Here is a 14546-nt window from a genome sequence, read left to right on the forward strand (position 1 = left end):
TCTATGTTTCCTGTGTAAGTATTCAAAGAAGCGAGCTGCATCATTAAGATGTAGCTTTTTCGTTTTTGGTGGGAAGAAAGTTGTCCTAATTCTTAAGGAGATTGTAATAATTCTTCCTTACTATGCAAGTCTAGTGGTTATCTCTTCTTTTTTTAGGTATAATAAGCTGATTAATTGATTGAAAGTAGGACAAAAAAAGGCCTTATGTTATAATATTGAATGACATTCGGTAAGTCATACTCGGCAATCTTGGGAGTAAGTATTTTGAAAGGAACCTAATCGTTACATGAAAAACTTTATTATTGAGGGCAATCATCCATTAAGAGGAGAAGTTGTTGTTAGTGGTGCAAAAAACAGTACAGTAGCTTTGATTCCGGCAGCTGTACTGGCTGATTCTCCTCTTACTTTGGAAGGAGTTCCTGCTATTGATGATGTCGATGCTTTAATTGCTATTTTGCAAGACTTCAATGTGAAGACAGAGTTCGAAGGAAATCTTCTAAAAATTGACCCATCCAACATGGAGAATATTCCTATGCCTGAAGGGAAAATTCATAGTTTACGCGCTTCTTATTATTTTATGGGCGCTTTGTTGGCTAAATATGGAGAAGGCGTTGTGGGACTCCCTGGAGGATGTTCTTTGGGCCCACGTCCAATTGACCTACATATTAAAGGCTTTGAAGCTTTAGGCGCAAAAGTAGAAACAAAGGATGGAGCTATTCATCTCTCTACCCCTAACGGACTTCATGGGGCAGAAATTTATTTGGATATTGTGAGTGTAGGCGCTACCATTAATATCATGTTAGCTGCAGTGAAAGCCAAGGGAACGACTATTATTGAAAATGCAGCAAGAGAACCAGAAATTATCGATGTTGCGAGCTTTTTAAATAAAATGGGAGCGAACATAAAAGGCGTGGGAACTTCTACTATTCGAATTGAAGGCGTAGAACATTTACATGGGGTTAGCCATCAAATTATTCCTGATCGTATTGAAGCAGGAACTTATTTAGCGGCAGCAGCTTTGATTGGTGAAGGGGTTTGTGTTAAAAATGTTATTTTTGAACATATCGAAGGCCTAGTCGCTAAAATGGGCGAAATGAGTGTCAAGATGGATATCTTTGAAGACAAAATTTATGTTCATCCTCGGCAAGGAGATCTTAAGATGGTAAACATAAAGACAATGGCCTATCCTGGTTTTGCAACAGATCTCCAACAACCTATAACCCCTCTCCTCATCTCTTCGGTAGGAAGTGGAAGTATTGAAGATACTATTTATCCTAAACGTGTCAAACATGTCCCAGAATTGAGACGCATGGGTGCAGATATTGAAGTGATTGATGATACGATCTATATTAAGGGAGCTAAGAAGTTAACGGGCGCGAGAGTAAAGGCCTCTGATCTAAGAGCAGGCGCTTGTTTGATTAATGCGGCACTTTATGCAGAAGGCACGACGGAACTTTATGGAGCAGAACATATTCTAAGAGGTTATGATAACATTTGTGGAAAATTACAAAAGCTAGGAGCTAAAATTCAATTAGTAGAAGAATAATTAAACGAGCGAAAGGATAGAGAGAATGGCAAAAAAAGAAGGTAAAACTTATGAAAAGGATGAAGTTGTCACCTTAGCCAGCTTATCAGAACAAACGCTAAAACAAATTTATACCTACGCCCGTCAGTACAAAATTCCCAATTATTCTAAAATGACTAAAAAGGAACTTTCTTTAGCGGTTGTTCGTGCGCAAGGGGAAAGCAAGGGTTATTTTCCAGTGGAAGGGGTATTAGATATCACAGGTCCAGAATTTGGGTTCTTGTACCCTATTAATTATTCTGCGAGTCAAGAAGATATTTATATTTCTTCGACACAGATTAACCGATTTGGACTTCGGAATGGAGATTTGATAAAAGGCTTAGCTCGTCCACCAAAAGAGCGGGAGAGAAGAAATGGCTTATTACAGATTGCTACGGTCAATGGCAAAGATCCTGAATTAGCCAAAGAAAGGGACCATTTTCCAGCTTTAACGCCTATTTATCCTGATCGCTTAATGAAATTAGAAACGGATGCGGATAAGCTTTCTCTTCGTATGATTGATTTGTTATCTCCTATCGGTTTTGGTCAAAGAGGCTTAATTGCCGCTCCACCTAAAGCAGGGAAAACTGTATTATTGAAGCAAGTAGCCAATGCGATTGCAACTAACTATCCGGAAGTAGTGCTCATTGTTCTCCTCATTGATGAGCGCCCAGAAGAAGTTACTGATTTTGAACGGAATGTGCAGGCAGAAGTTGTGGCTTCGACTTTTGATCAACATCCTAGGAATCACATTCAGGTTGCAGAGTTAGTGATCGAACGGGCTAAAAGATTGGTTGAAGATAAGCAAGATGTTGTAGTTTTGATAGATTCCTTGACGCGATTGGTTCGTGCTTACAATAATGTAGAGCCTCCATCTGGACGTACTATGTCTGGCGGGCTGGATCCTGTGGCTTTAAATGGACCTAAAAAGATTTTTGGCTCTGCACGGAATATTGAAGGAGGAGGGAGTCTAACGATTTTAGCGACTGCGCTGATTCAAACCGATTCAAAAGCAGATGAAGTTATTTATGAAGAATTTAAAGGAACGGGTAATATGGAACTTCATTTAGACCGATCTCTTGCTCAAAGTCGTATTTTTCCAGCTATTGATGTTAATAAGTCCGGAACGCGAAAAGAAGATCTTTTGTTAGATACTCAAACTTTGGAAGCTGCATATAATTTGCGCCAATTAATGACAGGAAATTTGAAAGAAGACACACGACAACTTTTGATGACTTTTGAGAGTATAGTCTCTAATCAAGAATTGATAGAAAAGATTTTAGTCAAGAAGGGAAAAAAATAAGCGCATTCGGCGAGTGTATAGTTTTTTAGTTAAAATTTTCAAAAAATAGAGTTGAGCACGTATCAACTCTATTTTTTTGGAAAAATTTGAGCAAAAAGGAATTATTTTTAAAAATAAAATCAAAAAATAGGATAACTGGTTGACTGCTTTTTTGGAAGCGCCTACAGCGAAACCATCGACAGAAAGGTGTGATGTCGTGGGAAAGACAGTCACTATAAAAGATGTAGCACAAGTTGTAGGAGTCTCTAAAACTATTATTTCTCGTTATATTAATGGAAACTATGGGAAAATGAGTACAGAGACGAAGTCAAAAATTCAAAAGGCTATTATCCGAATAGACAAGCTCAATTATTAAAATCTGATCGCTCAAACTTAATAGGAGTGGTTGTAGCAGATATTGGAACTCTCTATACCGCTTATGTTATTCAAGCGATGTTTGATGAATTGAAGGAAACTGATTATCAATTACTCTTTTTGAATTATTAGAATTTAAAAAGAGAGGAAAGAAGGGCTATTCAAAGCCTTTTGAAGTATAACATTGATGCTTTAATTTTACAGCCTGTCTTATCGGACATTTCAGATTATGATCTTTTAATTAATCGTTCTTTTCCTGTTACTCTTTTAGATCGATCATTAAAACAAAGTTCTTGGCTGGTTGTTCAATCAGACAATTTAATGCGAACAGAAGAGTTAGCTCAATTGATTGTTGAAAAAGGTTATCAGCAAGTGATTCATTTTACGGGGTCTATTCAAGCGGTCAGCCCTAGATATGAACGCTATATGGCGATGAAGTTTATAAATCGAATCATGAAGAGGACCTTTTTTTAAGGACTTTTAGAAAATAAAATAAAAAATCTTGAAGTCTAAAAAAATGTGTGCTAAAATAGCTCCGTTATGTAAAAATAATCTCTGGGAATTTAAAACTCAGGGCGCAAAGGAGAGTATATACGCTATGAAACAAGGCATTCATCCAGATTACCAAAAAGTTGTGTTTATGGATACTTCAACTGGCTATAAGTTCTTATCAGGGTCAACTAAGACTTCTGCTGAGACTATTGAATGGGAAGACGGAAACACCTACCCACTTATCCGTGTAGAAATTTCTTCAGATTCTCATCCTTTCTATACAGGCCGTCAAAAATTCACGCAAGCCGACGGACGTGTGGATCGTTTCAACAAGAAATATGGCTTTGCCAAATAATTGGCTTGGTAAAACGATTTATTGTATACAAGCAATCAAAGCACTTTTCCTTTGGAAAAGTGCTTTTTATAAATTCTTATAGTGTAATACTCTTGATAAATGAGTAGGGGTAGGCAATAATAAAATAAAAATGAAGTAATAACGGAGGAAAACCATGAAAAAAATAGATTGGAGACGTCTTTTTGGAATAGCTTTAATTGTTGTTGGTTTAGCTTGCGTAATTTGGCATTATGTACCGGCTATTCAAGTCTATTTGAACCAAAGAGAATTTTCGATTACGAGGTTAAGACGTGAAGATATTGAAGCTAATCAGGCGGATAAATCTGCTAACTATGATCCTAATCAGGTAACGATGGTGACACCGGAAATGGTTGATGCTGCGCGCAAACGAATTCGGGAGGGGCACGATAATGTTCAAGTTATTGGAGCTTTAGCGATGCCTGAACAAAAGATCTCGGTTTCTGTGATGAATGGATTAAGCGAAGCTGTTCTATTGAGTGGAGCGGGGACTTTTTATCCAGATCAGCAAATGGGAAAGAATAACTATCCTTTAGCCAGCCACAATATGGACGCTATCGCTCCTGGCCTTTTACTGTCTCCGATGGTTGGCAATACGAAAAAGGGGGACATGATCTATCTTACGGACTTGGATACGATCTATGTATATGAAACGTATTTTGCAGAGTATACAGATCCTTCACGAGTGGATTTAGTAGAGATGAAATGGAAAGAACCTATAGTGACTTTAGTGACGTGTGGGGAGTCCACATCTACTGCTCAACGTTATATTGTACAAGGACGATTGGTCGATAAGATGCCAATTGGGGAAGCACCTAAAGAAATATTAGATTATTTTAAATAAGAAGGAGACTCTCTTCATTCTTTGAGAAGAAAGTTTTTTTATGGAAAAGGTAAAGAATCTAAAAACCTTTTATAAAAAGATTTTCGTTTAGACTTAAAGTTTGGTAGAATAGTAAAGTATATGAAGGAGGGAGCTTTTTGATGTCAAACTATCTGTATGTCTTGCTTGATCCAACAAGTAATCATGTGACAACGCGAGGGGTGGGTCTTAAATTCTTAACCAAAGCCATGAAAAAGCTGCCTAGAAATATTGTGTTGTTGTCAGGAGCTAAAGCACAAGGATCTTTTGATGATTACACACGTTTTGAAGTTATTCGAGGCGAAAAAAGTGTGGGTGATTTCATTAATAGTCAAGAATTTTTACCGCTCCCAACGGTGAAGTGGGTGGATTATGATTCGCAAGAATTATTTCATCAATTGACGCCTGGTGAAATTGCAGAGATGCTTTATTTGGCACATGCTAATCGGCATTGGCATTCCCCTTTCTTTTATAAATTGCAAAATAATTATGTTTGCTTACCAATGGAAAACCAATTGGTAAAAATTTACTATCGTTATATTAATGAGTTTTATTATCAGCTTGCTTTATCGTTTAAGCGGTGTCTTCAGTTACAACGACGTCCCGAGAAAAGATCCATTTTTTTCTTGAATCAAGTGGCGATGCCTAAGCAGAAGATTCAAGAGCCGAGTGTGGATTTTATAAAATCTCTCTTGCATCTTTTGTACGAAGGCGTTATTTTTGATTTTTCGCAGGCCTATGCAACCGATAAAACGGGGATGCATATTCCTGTTTATTTAGCGGAAGATCAAGTGGATGAAACAATGCGTCAATTAACGCATGCAAAATTAATGGCTACCATTACTTACTCTCGTCAAGGAGAGTGGGTTTTAAGCGATCACTCTAGCAATGCTATTTTTGGAGGTTAATTATGGAAATTGTCTTACTCTATGGCGGACAAAGTGCTGAGCATGAAGTATCCATTCTAACTGCACAATCAATTATTCGACATATTAATTATGAAAAATATCAAGTGACACCTGTATATATTACCCATGAAGGGAAATGGTTCTGTGGTGCGTCTATTACGGCAGCTCCTCAAGAAGATATTCGTTTGGATTTTGATGGCACGAGAGCAACGCATTCTGAAGAAGTTAATCCAAGTCAAGTGTTATGTGAAGGCAAGATAGCTTTTCCAGCTTTACATGGACCAAATGGGGAAGATGGGAAGATTCAAGGCTTATTTGAAAGCTTACATATTCCTTATATCGGAGCAGGCGTTTTAGCTAGCGCTGTTGGAATGGACAAAATTATTTCAAAACATCTTTTCCAAGAAGCTCAGATTCCGCAGGTTCCTTTTACCCCGTTAACGATTTTTGATTGGAAACAGGAACGTGCAAAAACATTAACACGAATTGAAGGGAAAATCGTGTATCCTATGTTTGTTAAACCAGCAAATTTAGGATCAAGCGTTGGAATTAATCGGGCAGAAAATCAAGAAGAATTAATTGCTGCGATTGAAGAAGCCTTTCGCTATGACCGTCGTGTCTTAGTAGAACAAGGAGTAGATGCAAGAGAAGTAGAAGTAGCCGTATTAGGAAATGATAAGGTAGAAACTTCTGTTCCGGGAGAGATCCTTAAATCTCAAAAATTCTATGATTACAAAGAAAAATATATCAACAATACAGTTCAATTAGGCATTCCAGCTGACTTACCTGGTGAAATTACAGATAAAATTCGAGAATATGCAAAGAAGGCCTATCTGGCGATCGATTCTTCCGGATTGACTCGGGTAGATTTCTTTGTGACTTATAATAATGATATTTATATCAATGAAGTAAATACTATGCCAGGCTTTACTCAATGGAGTATGTATCCTTTATTGTGGGAAGCAACAGGAAAACCTTATGATCAACTTTTAGAAGAATTGATTACTTTAGCTTTGGAACGTTATGAAACCTATCGAGGATTAAAAAATGATCAAACAGAAAATGAAACCGTTAGCTATTAAGGAAATTGTTCGCGCGGTTGGCGCTTTGGATTATACTTCAACGGCGAGAGATGAGAAGATCTCTTCCGTAGCTTTTAATTCAAAGGATGTTGAACCGGGCGCCTTGTTTATTCCATTAAAGGCACAGCGTGATGGGCATGACTTTGTTGAAGATGCTATTCAAAGAGGAGCTGCGGCAACTTTTTGGGCCAATGCTCCAGAGGATGCCCCTACCACTATTCCTGTTATTCAAGTTGAAGATACCTATCAGGCTTTTTGCAATCTAGCTAAATATTATCTTCAATTGATTCATCCTAAAGTAGTGGGAATTACAGGAAGCGCTGGAAAGACGACCACAAAAGATATGACGGCTGCGGGATTAAGCGCTGCTTTTAATGTGCACAAGACAAAAGAAAATTTCAACAATGAAATCGGTGTGCCTTACACGATTTTAACCATGCCAGAAGATACCGATTATCTAGTGGTTGAAATGGGAATGCAAGGCTTTGGCGAGATTCGTCACTTAGTTTCTATTTGTCCTTTAGATGTGGCTATTATTACTTTAATTGGAGAAAGTCACATTGAATTTTTAGGCTCTCGCGAAAATATTGCAAAGGCGAAGTTAGAAATTTTAGAGGGGTTAAAACCTGAAGGTACTTTTATCTATCCAGGAGATGAACCGCTTATTGAGGAAAGAGTGAAAGAAAGAACGGACTTCCATAAAATTCGAGTAGGGTTAGACGATTCGTTTGACCTCTATGCCCAAAATATTACTCGAGAAGTTTTATCGACTTCTTTTACTACCAATCTTTCCCCCCAATTAATGTTAACGATTCCTGTTATTGGAGATTATAATGTGAAAAATGCTTTGATGGCCTGTGGAGTAGCCTATAGTCAAGGAGTTGCCGTTGAACAAGTTAAAGATACTATTTGTCATTTTGAAATGTCTTCTCAACGTAATCAATGGCTAAAGGGAATAAAGAATTGTCAGCTCTTTAACGACACTTACAATGCGAATCCGAGTGCGATGCGAGCAGTCGTTCATAATTTTGTTCGTTTGCCGAAAGAGGGAGCTGATAGTCGAAAAATCTTGGTTTTGGGTGACATGCTTGAACTAGGAGAATATAGTGCAGAAATGCATGCCTCTATCAGCCAAGAAATTACTAAAGAGCAAGTGGCGGAAGTCTACTTATTAGGCCAAGAAATTCGACCATTAAAGGACGCCTTGCTTAAACAAGGTTATCCCGAAGAAAATCTTTATTATTTTGAAGAGGATAAACAGGCCTTGATAACGACTTTGAAAGAGCATATTCAAGAGCAAGATCAAATTTTACTCAAGGCTAGTCATAGTGTAGGACTACAAGAAGTCGTCGATGATTTAAGTCAAGAAAGCCATACACTCTAAAGAAGTGAATGCGTTAGAGTCGCTTTTAGAAGGCTTTTAGTGTTATACTGAGTACGGAATCATAGAAAAGGATAAACGATCTAGAGTTCGCCTTATGAGGGGGACTCTTTTTTAATAAGAGTATGAGGAGGAATAATATTATTCATGAAGTTTGAATCATTCCATTTACAAAAAGAATTACTCCAAGGAGTGTGTGAAATGGGCTTTGAGGAAGCGAGCCCTATTCAAGAACAAACCATTCCTTATGGACTAGAAGGGAGAGATGTTCTAGGTCAAGCCCAAACAGGGACAGGAAAAACAGCAGCATTCGGTCTCCCTCTGTTACAAAAATTAGATTTAGCAAAAGAAGGCGTTCAGGCTTTAGTTTTATCGCCTACTAGAGAATTAGCTATTCAAACGGGACGTGAGCTTTATCGATTAGGACACTTAAAGGGAATTCGAGTGGTCACTGTTTATGGAGGCGCAGATATTCGCCGCCAAATTTTTCAATTGAAGAAAGGAACGCAAGTGGTCGTAGGGACGCCGGGACGCCTTCTTGATTTAATGAGTCGTAAAGTTTTAAAATTAGGCCGCGTTGAAACGCTGGTTCTAGATGAAGCAGATGAAATGTTAAACATGGGCTTTATCGCGGATATCGAAAAAATTATTGCAGCTACGCCAACAGAACGTCAGACCCTTCTTTTTTCTGCTACTATGCCCAAAGCTATTCAATCGATTGGAAAACACTTTATGAAGGAGCCTGTAACAGTAAAAATAGCTGCTAAAGAAGTGACCGCAACAACCATTGATCAGTATTTTACCAAATGCAAAGAAAGCGAAAAATTTGATGTCCTGACACGCTTTATTGATGTTAATCGTGCCAAACGTGCTATTATATTTGCACGAACTAAGCGAAGAGTGGACGAAATTGCTCACGGCTTATTGGAATGTGGATATCAAGCAGCGGGTATTCACGGAGATCTTAGTCAGGAAAAACGTTCAGATGTCATTAAAATGTTTAAAGAAGGGACTTTGGAACTTTTAGTTGCAACAGACGTAGCTGCTAGAGGTTTAGACATATCAGATGTGACCCATGTCTATAATTATGATATCCCTCAAGATCCAGAATCTTATGTTCACCGGATCGGTCGAACTGGACGCGCAGGGAATGAAGGAATGTCCATTACCTTTGTTACTTCTTATGAAATGGGCTTCTTGAGAACTATTGAAAATTTAACCCGGAAAAAAATGTCGCCTTTACGTCCACCTACGGCTCAAGAAGCGTTTAGCGGACAAATGAAACAATCGATTGATAAAATTAAAACATTGATGGAACGAAATGACGAAGAAGATTGTCAAGAAGTGGTTGATTATCTAACGGGTAATTACACGGCTGGACAATTAGCTTTTGCTTTAGTAAGAAGCCAGATGAAACCAATGCGGAAGCGGAAGAATCCAGTCAGTGTAGAACGTGGGCAAAGAGGAAGTGAGCATTCACGATCAGGGGAAAAACGGAAACGTCTAGAGAATAAAAAAGGCCATTCTTCTCGAAGACATGGAGAACGTGGATCTAAGCGGACGGGCCGTAATGAACGTCCTCACCAACGTAAAACACACTCCAAAAAAGAAAAAGTGAATACTTCGTTCACTATTCGCTAAGGAGAAGCCGATGATTCAAGGAATTGGAACGGATTTAGTAGAGATTGCTCGACTGAAAGAAGCCTGCTTAAAACACGCTGATTTTCCAGAAAGAGTATTGACAGAATCCGAATTAAAGCTTCTAAAAAAACGGAAAACAAAAAAAGGACAATTGGAATTTTTAGCAGGTCGATGGGCTGCAAAAGAAGCTTTTACGAAAGCAACGGGGACAGGGATCGGCTTGAAAGTAGGCTTTCATGATATAGAGATTTTATCAGATGAAAAAGATCGTCCGTATATCTGTACTGATCTCTGGGAGGGGGCGGCCTTTGTATCGATTACGCATACGGCCGCTTATGCGGCAGCTTTTGTCATCTTAGAGGACCAGGAAAATCCTTAATATTATTTTTAAAGCGGAATGACTAGTATATAAAGCTTGGAAGACGACTTTCTTGTTAAAAATATTTAGGGCTTCTTGCCAAGAATTCTGTTAACCTGGTATACTGGAAGACAAATATATAAATATTAAAGATTGAAGGAGAAATGTATATATGGAAGACCCGGGAGCCTCGTCGGTTTACGGACAAATTGTTTTGATACTTGTTTTGACATTAATTAACGCTTTTTTAGCAGGAGCAGAAATGGCTTTTGTTTCTGTAAACCAAGCGAAGATTAATCAATTAGCAGAAGAAGGTAATCGTCGTGCCCAAAAAGTGGTAGTACTGTTAAAGCAGTCTGATGCGCTTTTATCTACGATTCAAGTGGGAATTACCTTTGCAGGATTCTTATCTTCCGCTTCAGCGGCGAATACTTTTGTGGGGTATTTGACCCCTTATTTGACCAATATTCCTGCGGGTGAGATGGTAGCGACTGCTATTGTTACTTTGGTACTTTCTTATATTTCTTTAGTTTATGGTGAATTATTTCCAAAACAAATAGCTATTCAATTTCCAGAAAAGTATTGCTTGATGTCTGCTGGTTTGATTACTTTTTTGAATAAGTTGTTCGCTCCTTTTGTTTGGTTATTGACTAAGTCAACGGACTTATTAAAAGCCTTAGCGCCGATGGATTTTACAAAAAAAGAAGAGCGCTTAACGCGGGCTGAAATGCGCACGCTTATTGAAAGCGGAAGAAATGACGGAATTATCGATATGGATGAATTTCGCATGATGCAAGGGGTTCTCTCTTTAGATTCTAAGTTGGCTAAGGGAGTGATGGTCCCCCGAACAGATACCTTTATGATTGATATTGAAGATGATCGAAAAGAAAATCTTGAACAACTTCTAACTTCTCAATATTCTAGAATACCTGTCTACAAAGGAGACAAAGATGAGATTCTAGGGGTCATTCATTCAAAGGATGTTTTGAGAGAAGCTGATCGAGTAGGTTTCGAAAATATTTGTATGGAGAATATTATGAGAGATCCCTATTTTGCGCCAGAAACGGTCTATACAGATGACCTCTTGCTCCAATTCAAACGCCACCATCAACACATGGCAATTTTAAAGGACGAGTATGGTGGAGTTGTAGGGATTGTTACTTTAGAGGACCTTATCGAGGTTATTGTTGGTGATATTGAAGATGAATATGATGAATTATCTGTTAATTATCAAAAAATAAATGATGAGACTTATATTGTCGATGGCTCGATGCCAATTGACAAGTTTAATGAACTCTTTAATACGGGAATTACATCGGATGATTCAGACACCATTGCGGGTGTGATGATTGAGATCTTGACCCATTTTCCAGATGATGACAGTCAGGAAAGCGTGCAGATTGATAATTATCGGTTGACGACTACCTTAGTAGAAGGTGGACGAATTCGAGAAATTCAAGTGCATTATGAGCCAATAGAGGCCCCAGCAGATTTGGACGATTAGAAAAATACTGAATATGCTAAAAAGCAGCAATTTCTAAAAGAGAATTGCTGCTTTTTTTATTTTTAGATTAAGAGAGAATTTAGCCCTTTGCCAATTAGCTTTTGCTTTTTGCGTGAGTCATAAATGATTGACTGTCTACTTTAACCCGGCAATGACGCCCTTTACCGATTAACTTGCCCTGACAGGTAGCTTCGAAACTAAATTCATAAAACCGCTTTTTATGTTGGACCAATTCAATGTTAACGATAATATCTTCTCCTTCCAAACTAGGAGCCAGATGATCTAATTCGACATGCGCCCCCACTGTCGTTTCGTTATCTTCTAATTGATCGCGCAGAAAACGAACCGCAGCGTTTTCTACAAATGCTACTAGCCACGGTGTAGATAAGACAGGTAAAGAACCTGATCCTACATAATTAGCGAGTTGATGGGATAATACTGTAAACTGAACTTGCATAATTTCAACCTCCTTGTTAGCCTTCTTTTATATTATAACATAGCGCACTGCCTGTGCTCGAACTTGTCAAAAGGCTGCTCGTAAATAAAGTTGACAAATGTTTAGTTAACTGGTATTCTATTAAAGTTGTTTTTGCAAACAACCTTATCAATATTTGTTCCTTTTGAAAAGAAATTTGAAAATTTTTGAAAATTATCAAAAAGTATTTGACAAAACAGGATAAAACGTGATAAAATGTTTCTTGCTGATTAATCGTTTCAAGTGACTCAAAGCCACTTGCTTCTGATAAGCAGCAAAAAAGTTTCAAAAATATGTTGACATCTAAAATGAGATGTGATAACATAATTGGGTCGCTGTTAAACAGCAACTGAAAGATAGACCTTTGAAAACTGAACAAAGAAGACGAACCAAATGTGTAGGGATAGTTAGAAATAACTAAATCAACAATTCAAGCAATAAGTCTAGACTAGACTCAAACAAGTCAGCAAAATGAGCTAAGAACAGTTCATGAATTCTTTCATGAGAGTTTGATCCTGGCTCAGGACGAACGCTGGCGGCGTGCCTAATACATGCAAGTCGAGCGAACAGAGAAAGTGCTTGCACTTTCAAAGTTAGCGGCGGACGGGTGAGTAACACGTAAGGAACCTACCGATAAGCGGGGGACAACATCCGGAAACGGGTGCTAATACCGCATAGGAAGTTTGTTCGCATGAACAAACTTAGAAAGATGGCTCTGCTATCACTTATCGATGGCCTTGCGGTGCATTAACTAGTTGGCGAGGTAACGGCTCACCAAGGTGATGATGCATAGCCGACCTGAGAGGGTAATCGGCCACATTGGGACTGAGACACGGCCCAAACTCCTACGGGAGGCAGCAGTAGGGAATCTTCCGCAATGGACGCAAGTCTGACGGAGCAACGCCGCGTGAGTGAAGAAGGTTTTCGGATCGTAAAACTCTGTTGTAAGAGAAGAACAAATTGTAGAGTAACTGCTACAGTCTTGACGGTATCTTACCAGAAAGCCACGGCTAACTACGTGCCAGCAGCCGCGGTAATACGTAGGTGGCAAGCGTTGTCCGGATTTATTGGGCGTAAAGGGGGCGCAGGCTGCTTCTTAAGTCTGATGTGAAAGCCCACGGCTTAACCGTGGAAGTGCATTGGAAACTGGGAAGCTTGAGTACAGAAGAGGAAAGTGGAACTCCATGTGTAGCGGTGGAATGCGTAGATATATGGAAGAACACCAGTGGCGAAAGCGACTTTCTGGTCTGTCACTGACGCTGAGGCCCGAAAGCGTGGGTAGCAAACAGGATTAGATACCCTGGTAGTCCACGCCGTAAACGATGAGCGCTAGGTGTTGGAGGGTTTCCACCCTTCAGTGCCGCAGCTAACGCATTAAGCGCTCCGCCTGGGGAGTACGACCGCAAGGTTGAAACTCAAAGGAATTGACGGGGACCCGCACAAGCGGTGGAGCATGTGGTTTAATTCGAAGCAACGCGAAGAACCTTACCAAGTCTTGACATCCTTTGACCACTCTGGAGATAGAGTTTTCCCTTCGGGGACAAAGTGACAGGTGGTGCATGGTTGTCGTCAGCTCGTGTCGTGAGATGTTGGGTTAAGTCCCGCAACGAGCGCAACCCCTATTGTTAGTTGCCAGCATTGAGTTGGGCACTCTAGCAAGACTGCCGGTGACAAACCGGAGGAAGGCGGGGATGACGTCAAATCATCATGCCCCTTATGACTTGGGCTACACACGTGCTACAATGGATGGTACAACGGGCAGCGAGCTCGCGAGAGTCAGCGAATCCCTTAAAGCCATTCTCAGTTCGGATTGTAGTCTGCAACTCGACTACATGAAGCCGGAATCGCTAGTAATCGCGGATCAGCACGCCGCGGTGAATACGTTCCCGGGTCTTGTACACACCGCCCGTCACACCACGAGAGTTTGTAACACCCGAAGTCGGTGAGGTAACCTTTTGGAGCCAGCCGCCGAAGGTGGGACAAGTGATTGGGGTGAAGTCGTAACAAGGTAGCCGTAGGAGAACCTGCGGCTGGATCACCTCCTTTCTAAGGATATTATGGAATACACATTGCGTTTTCTTTGTTTAGTTTTGAGAGGTCTAACTCTCAAATTTAACTTGTTCTTTGAAAACTGAATACTATAGTAAATTCCACCTTATTATTTCTACCAGGAGATAATAAGGAAACAAACCAATTTTTACCAAGCGTAAAAACCGAAAAAGAGTTTTAAAAAACTTTTCGCAATCATA

The 14546-nt window shown here is 39.5% G+C and carries 13 protein-coding genes and 1 rRNA gene; 13 read left to right on the top strand and 1 reads right to left on the bottom strand.

The annotated features are described in order from the left end of the window. Positions 1-286 precede the first annotated feature (286 nt). From AWM71_RS04275 to AWM71_RS04330, 12 genes are all read left to right on the top strand, one after another. Entirely contained in the window at positions 287-1546 is a 1260-nt protein-coding gene (locus AWM71_RS04275; protein WP_060776802.1) for a UDP-N-acetylglucosamine 1-carboxyvinyltransferase, read from the top strand. Positions 1547-1571: 25 nt separating this feature from the next. Further along, positions 1572-2867 carry a transcription termination factor Rho gene (rho, locus tag AWM71_RS04280; protein ID WP_060776803.1) on the top strand — a complete coding sequence of 432 codons (1296 nt, stop codon included), beginning with the start codon at positions 1572-1574 and terminating at the stop codon, positions 2865-2867. A 139-nt stretch (positions 2868-3006) separates the two neighbouring features. Next, positions 3007-3222 carry a LacI family DNA-binding transcriptional regulator gene (locus tag AWM71_RS04285; RefSeq protein WP_060776804.1) on the top strand — a complete coding sequence of 72 codons (216 nt, stop codon included), beginning with the start codon at positions 3007-3009 and terminating at the stop codon, positions 3220-3222. 170 nt (positions 3223-3392) lie between these two features. Further along, a complete protein-coding gene (locus tag AWM71_RS04290; protein ID WP_060776805.1) occupies positions 3393-3695 on the top strand; it encodes a type 1 periplasmic-binding domain-containing protein in 303 nt (100 codons plus the stop codon). Positions 3696-3819: 124 nt separating this feature from the next. Next, positions 3820-4068 carry a type B 50S ribosomal protein L31 gene (locus AWM71_RS04295; RefSeq protein ID WP_060776806.1) on the top strand — a complete coding sequence of 83 codons (249 nt, stop codon included), beginning with the start codon at positions 3820-3822 and terminating at the stop codon, positions 4066-4068. A 154-nt stretch (positions 4069-4222) separates the two neighbouring features. Further along, positions 4223-4930 carry a class A sortase gene (locus AWM71_RS04300; RefSeq protein ID WP_060776807.1) on the top strand — a complete coding sequence of 236 codons (708 nt, stop codon included), beginning with the start codon at positions 4223-4225 and terminating at the stop codon, positions 4928-4930. A gap of 140 nt (positions 4931-5070) precedes the next feature. Further along, positions 5071-5856 (top strand): hypothetical protein, encoded by a 786-nt coding sequence (locus AWM71_RS04305; RefSeq protein WP_060776808.1) that lies wholly within the window; start codon positions 5071-5073, stop codon positions 5854-5856. 2 nt (positions 5857-5858) lie between these two features. Further along, the gene (locus AWM71_RS04310; protein WP_060776809.1) at positions 5859-6938 is read left to right on the top strand and encodes a D-alanine--D-alanine ligase; all 1080 of its coding nucleotides are present in this window, start codon (positions 5859-5861) and stop codon (positions 6936-6938) included. Next, on the top strand, positions 6904-8322 hold the full coding sequence (locus AWM71_RS04315; protein ID WP_236701105.1) for a UDP-N-acetylmuramoyl-tripeptide--D-alanyl-D-alanine ligase: 1419 nt from the start codon (positions 6904-6906) through the stop codon (positions 8320-8322). Before AWM71_RS04310 ends, AWM71_RS04315 begins: the two co-directional genes overlap by 35 nt. 144 nt (positions 8323-8466) lie before the next feature. Beyond that, the gene (locus AWM71_RS04320) at positions 8467-9960 is read left to right on the top strand and encodes a degradosome RNA helicase CshA (RefSeq protein WP_060776810.1); all 1494 of its coding nucleotides are present in this window, start codon (positions 8467-8469) and stop codon (positions 9958-9960) included. Positions 9961-9970: 10 nt separating this feature from the next. Next, entirely contained in the window at positions 9971-10339 is a 369-nt protein-coding gene (gene acpS, locus AWM71_RS04325; protein ID WP_060776811.1) for a holo-ACP synthase, read from the top strand. Positions 10340-10490: 151 nt separating this feature from the next. Next, complete coding sequence (locus tag AWM71_RS04330) at positions 10491-11822, top strand: hemolysin family protein (protein WP_060776812.1); 1332 nt, start codon at positions 10491-10493, stop codon at positions 11820-11822. Positions 11823-11916: 94 nt separating this feature from the next. On the opposite strand, the gene AWM71_RS04335 is transcribed toward AWM71_RS04330, so the two are convergent. After that, positions 11917-12279, bottom strand: coding sequence for a thioesterase family protein (locus AWM71_RS04335; protein WP_060776813.1), 363 nt, complete (start codon positions 12277-12279; stop codon positions 11917-11919). Positions 12280-12794: 515 nt separating this feature from the next. Between AWM71_RS04335 and AWM71_RS04340 the strand changes: the two genes are divergently transcribed. Further along, positions 12795-14343 (top strand): 16S ribosomal RNA (locus tag AWM71_RS04340). Positions 14344-14546: the final 203 nt, after the last annotated feature.

It is taken from the genome of Aerococcus christensenii (assembly GCF_001543105.1).
GTDB classification, from domain to species: Bacteria; Bacillota; Bacilli; order Lactobacillales; family Aerococcaceae; genus Aerococcus; species Aerococcus christensenii.

What these genes read in the sequence shown, in the direction of transcription:
- AWM71_RS04275 (WP_060776802.1), top strand. Translation starts at nt 287, where the DNA reads ATGAAAAACTTTATTATTGAGGGCAATCATCCATTAAGAGGAGAAGTT.
- rho (WP_060776803.1), top strand. Translation starts at nt 1,572, where the DNA reads ATGGCAAAAAAAGAAGGTAAAACTTATGAAAAGGATGAAGTTGTCACC.
- AWM71_RS04295 (WP_060776806.1), top strand. Translation starts at nt 3,820, where the DNA reads ATGAAACAAGGCATTCATCCAGATTACCAAAAAGTTGTGTTTATGGAT.
- AWM71_RS04300 (WP_060776807.1), top strand. Translation starts at nt 4,223, where the DNA reads ATGAAAAAAATAGATTGGAGACGTCTTTTTGGAATAGCTTTAATTGTT.
- AWM71_RS04305 (WP_060776808.1), top strand. Translation starts at nt 5,071, where the DNA reads ATGTCAAACTATCTGTATGTCTTGCTTGATCCAACAAGTAATCATGTG.
- AWM71_RS04310 (WP_060776809.1), top strand. Translation starts at nt 5,859, where the DNA reads ATGGAAATTGTCTTACTCTATGGCGGACAAAGTGCTGAGCATGAAGTA.
- AWM71_RS04315 (WP_236701105.1), top strand. Translation starts at nt 6,904, where the DNA reads ATGATCAAACAGAAAATGAAACCGTTAGCTATTAAGGAAATTGTTCGC.
- AWM71_RS04320 (WP_060776810.1), top strand. Translation starts at nt 8,467, where the DNA reads ATGAAGTTTGAATCATTCCATTTACAAAAAGAATTACTCCAAGGAGTG.
- acpS (WP_060776811.1), top strand. Translation starts at nt 9,971, where the DNA reads ATGATTCAAGGAATTGGAACGGATTTAGTAGAGATTGCTCGACTGAAA.
- AWM71_RS04330 (WP_060776812.1), top strand. Translation starts at nt 10,491, where the DNA reads ATGGAAGACCCGGGAGCCTCGTCGGTTTACGGACAAATTGTTTTGATA.
- AWM71_RS04335 (WP_060776813.1), bottom strand. Translation starts at nt 12,279, where the DNA reads ATGCAAGTTCAGTTTACAGTATTATCCCATCAACTCGCTAATTATGTA.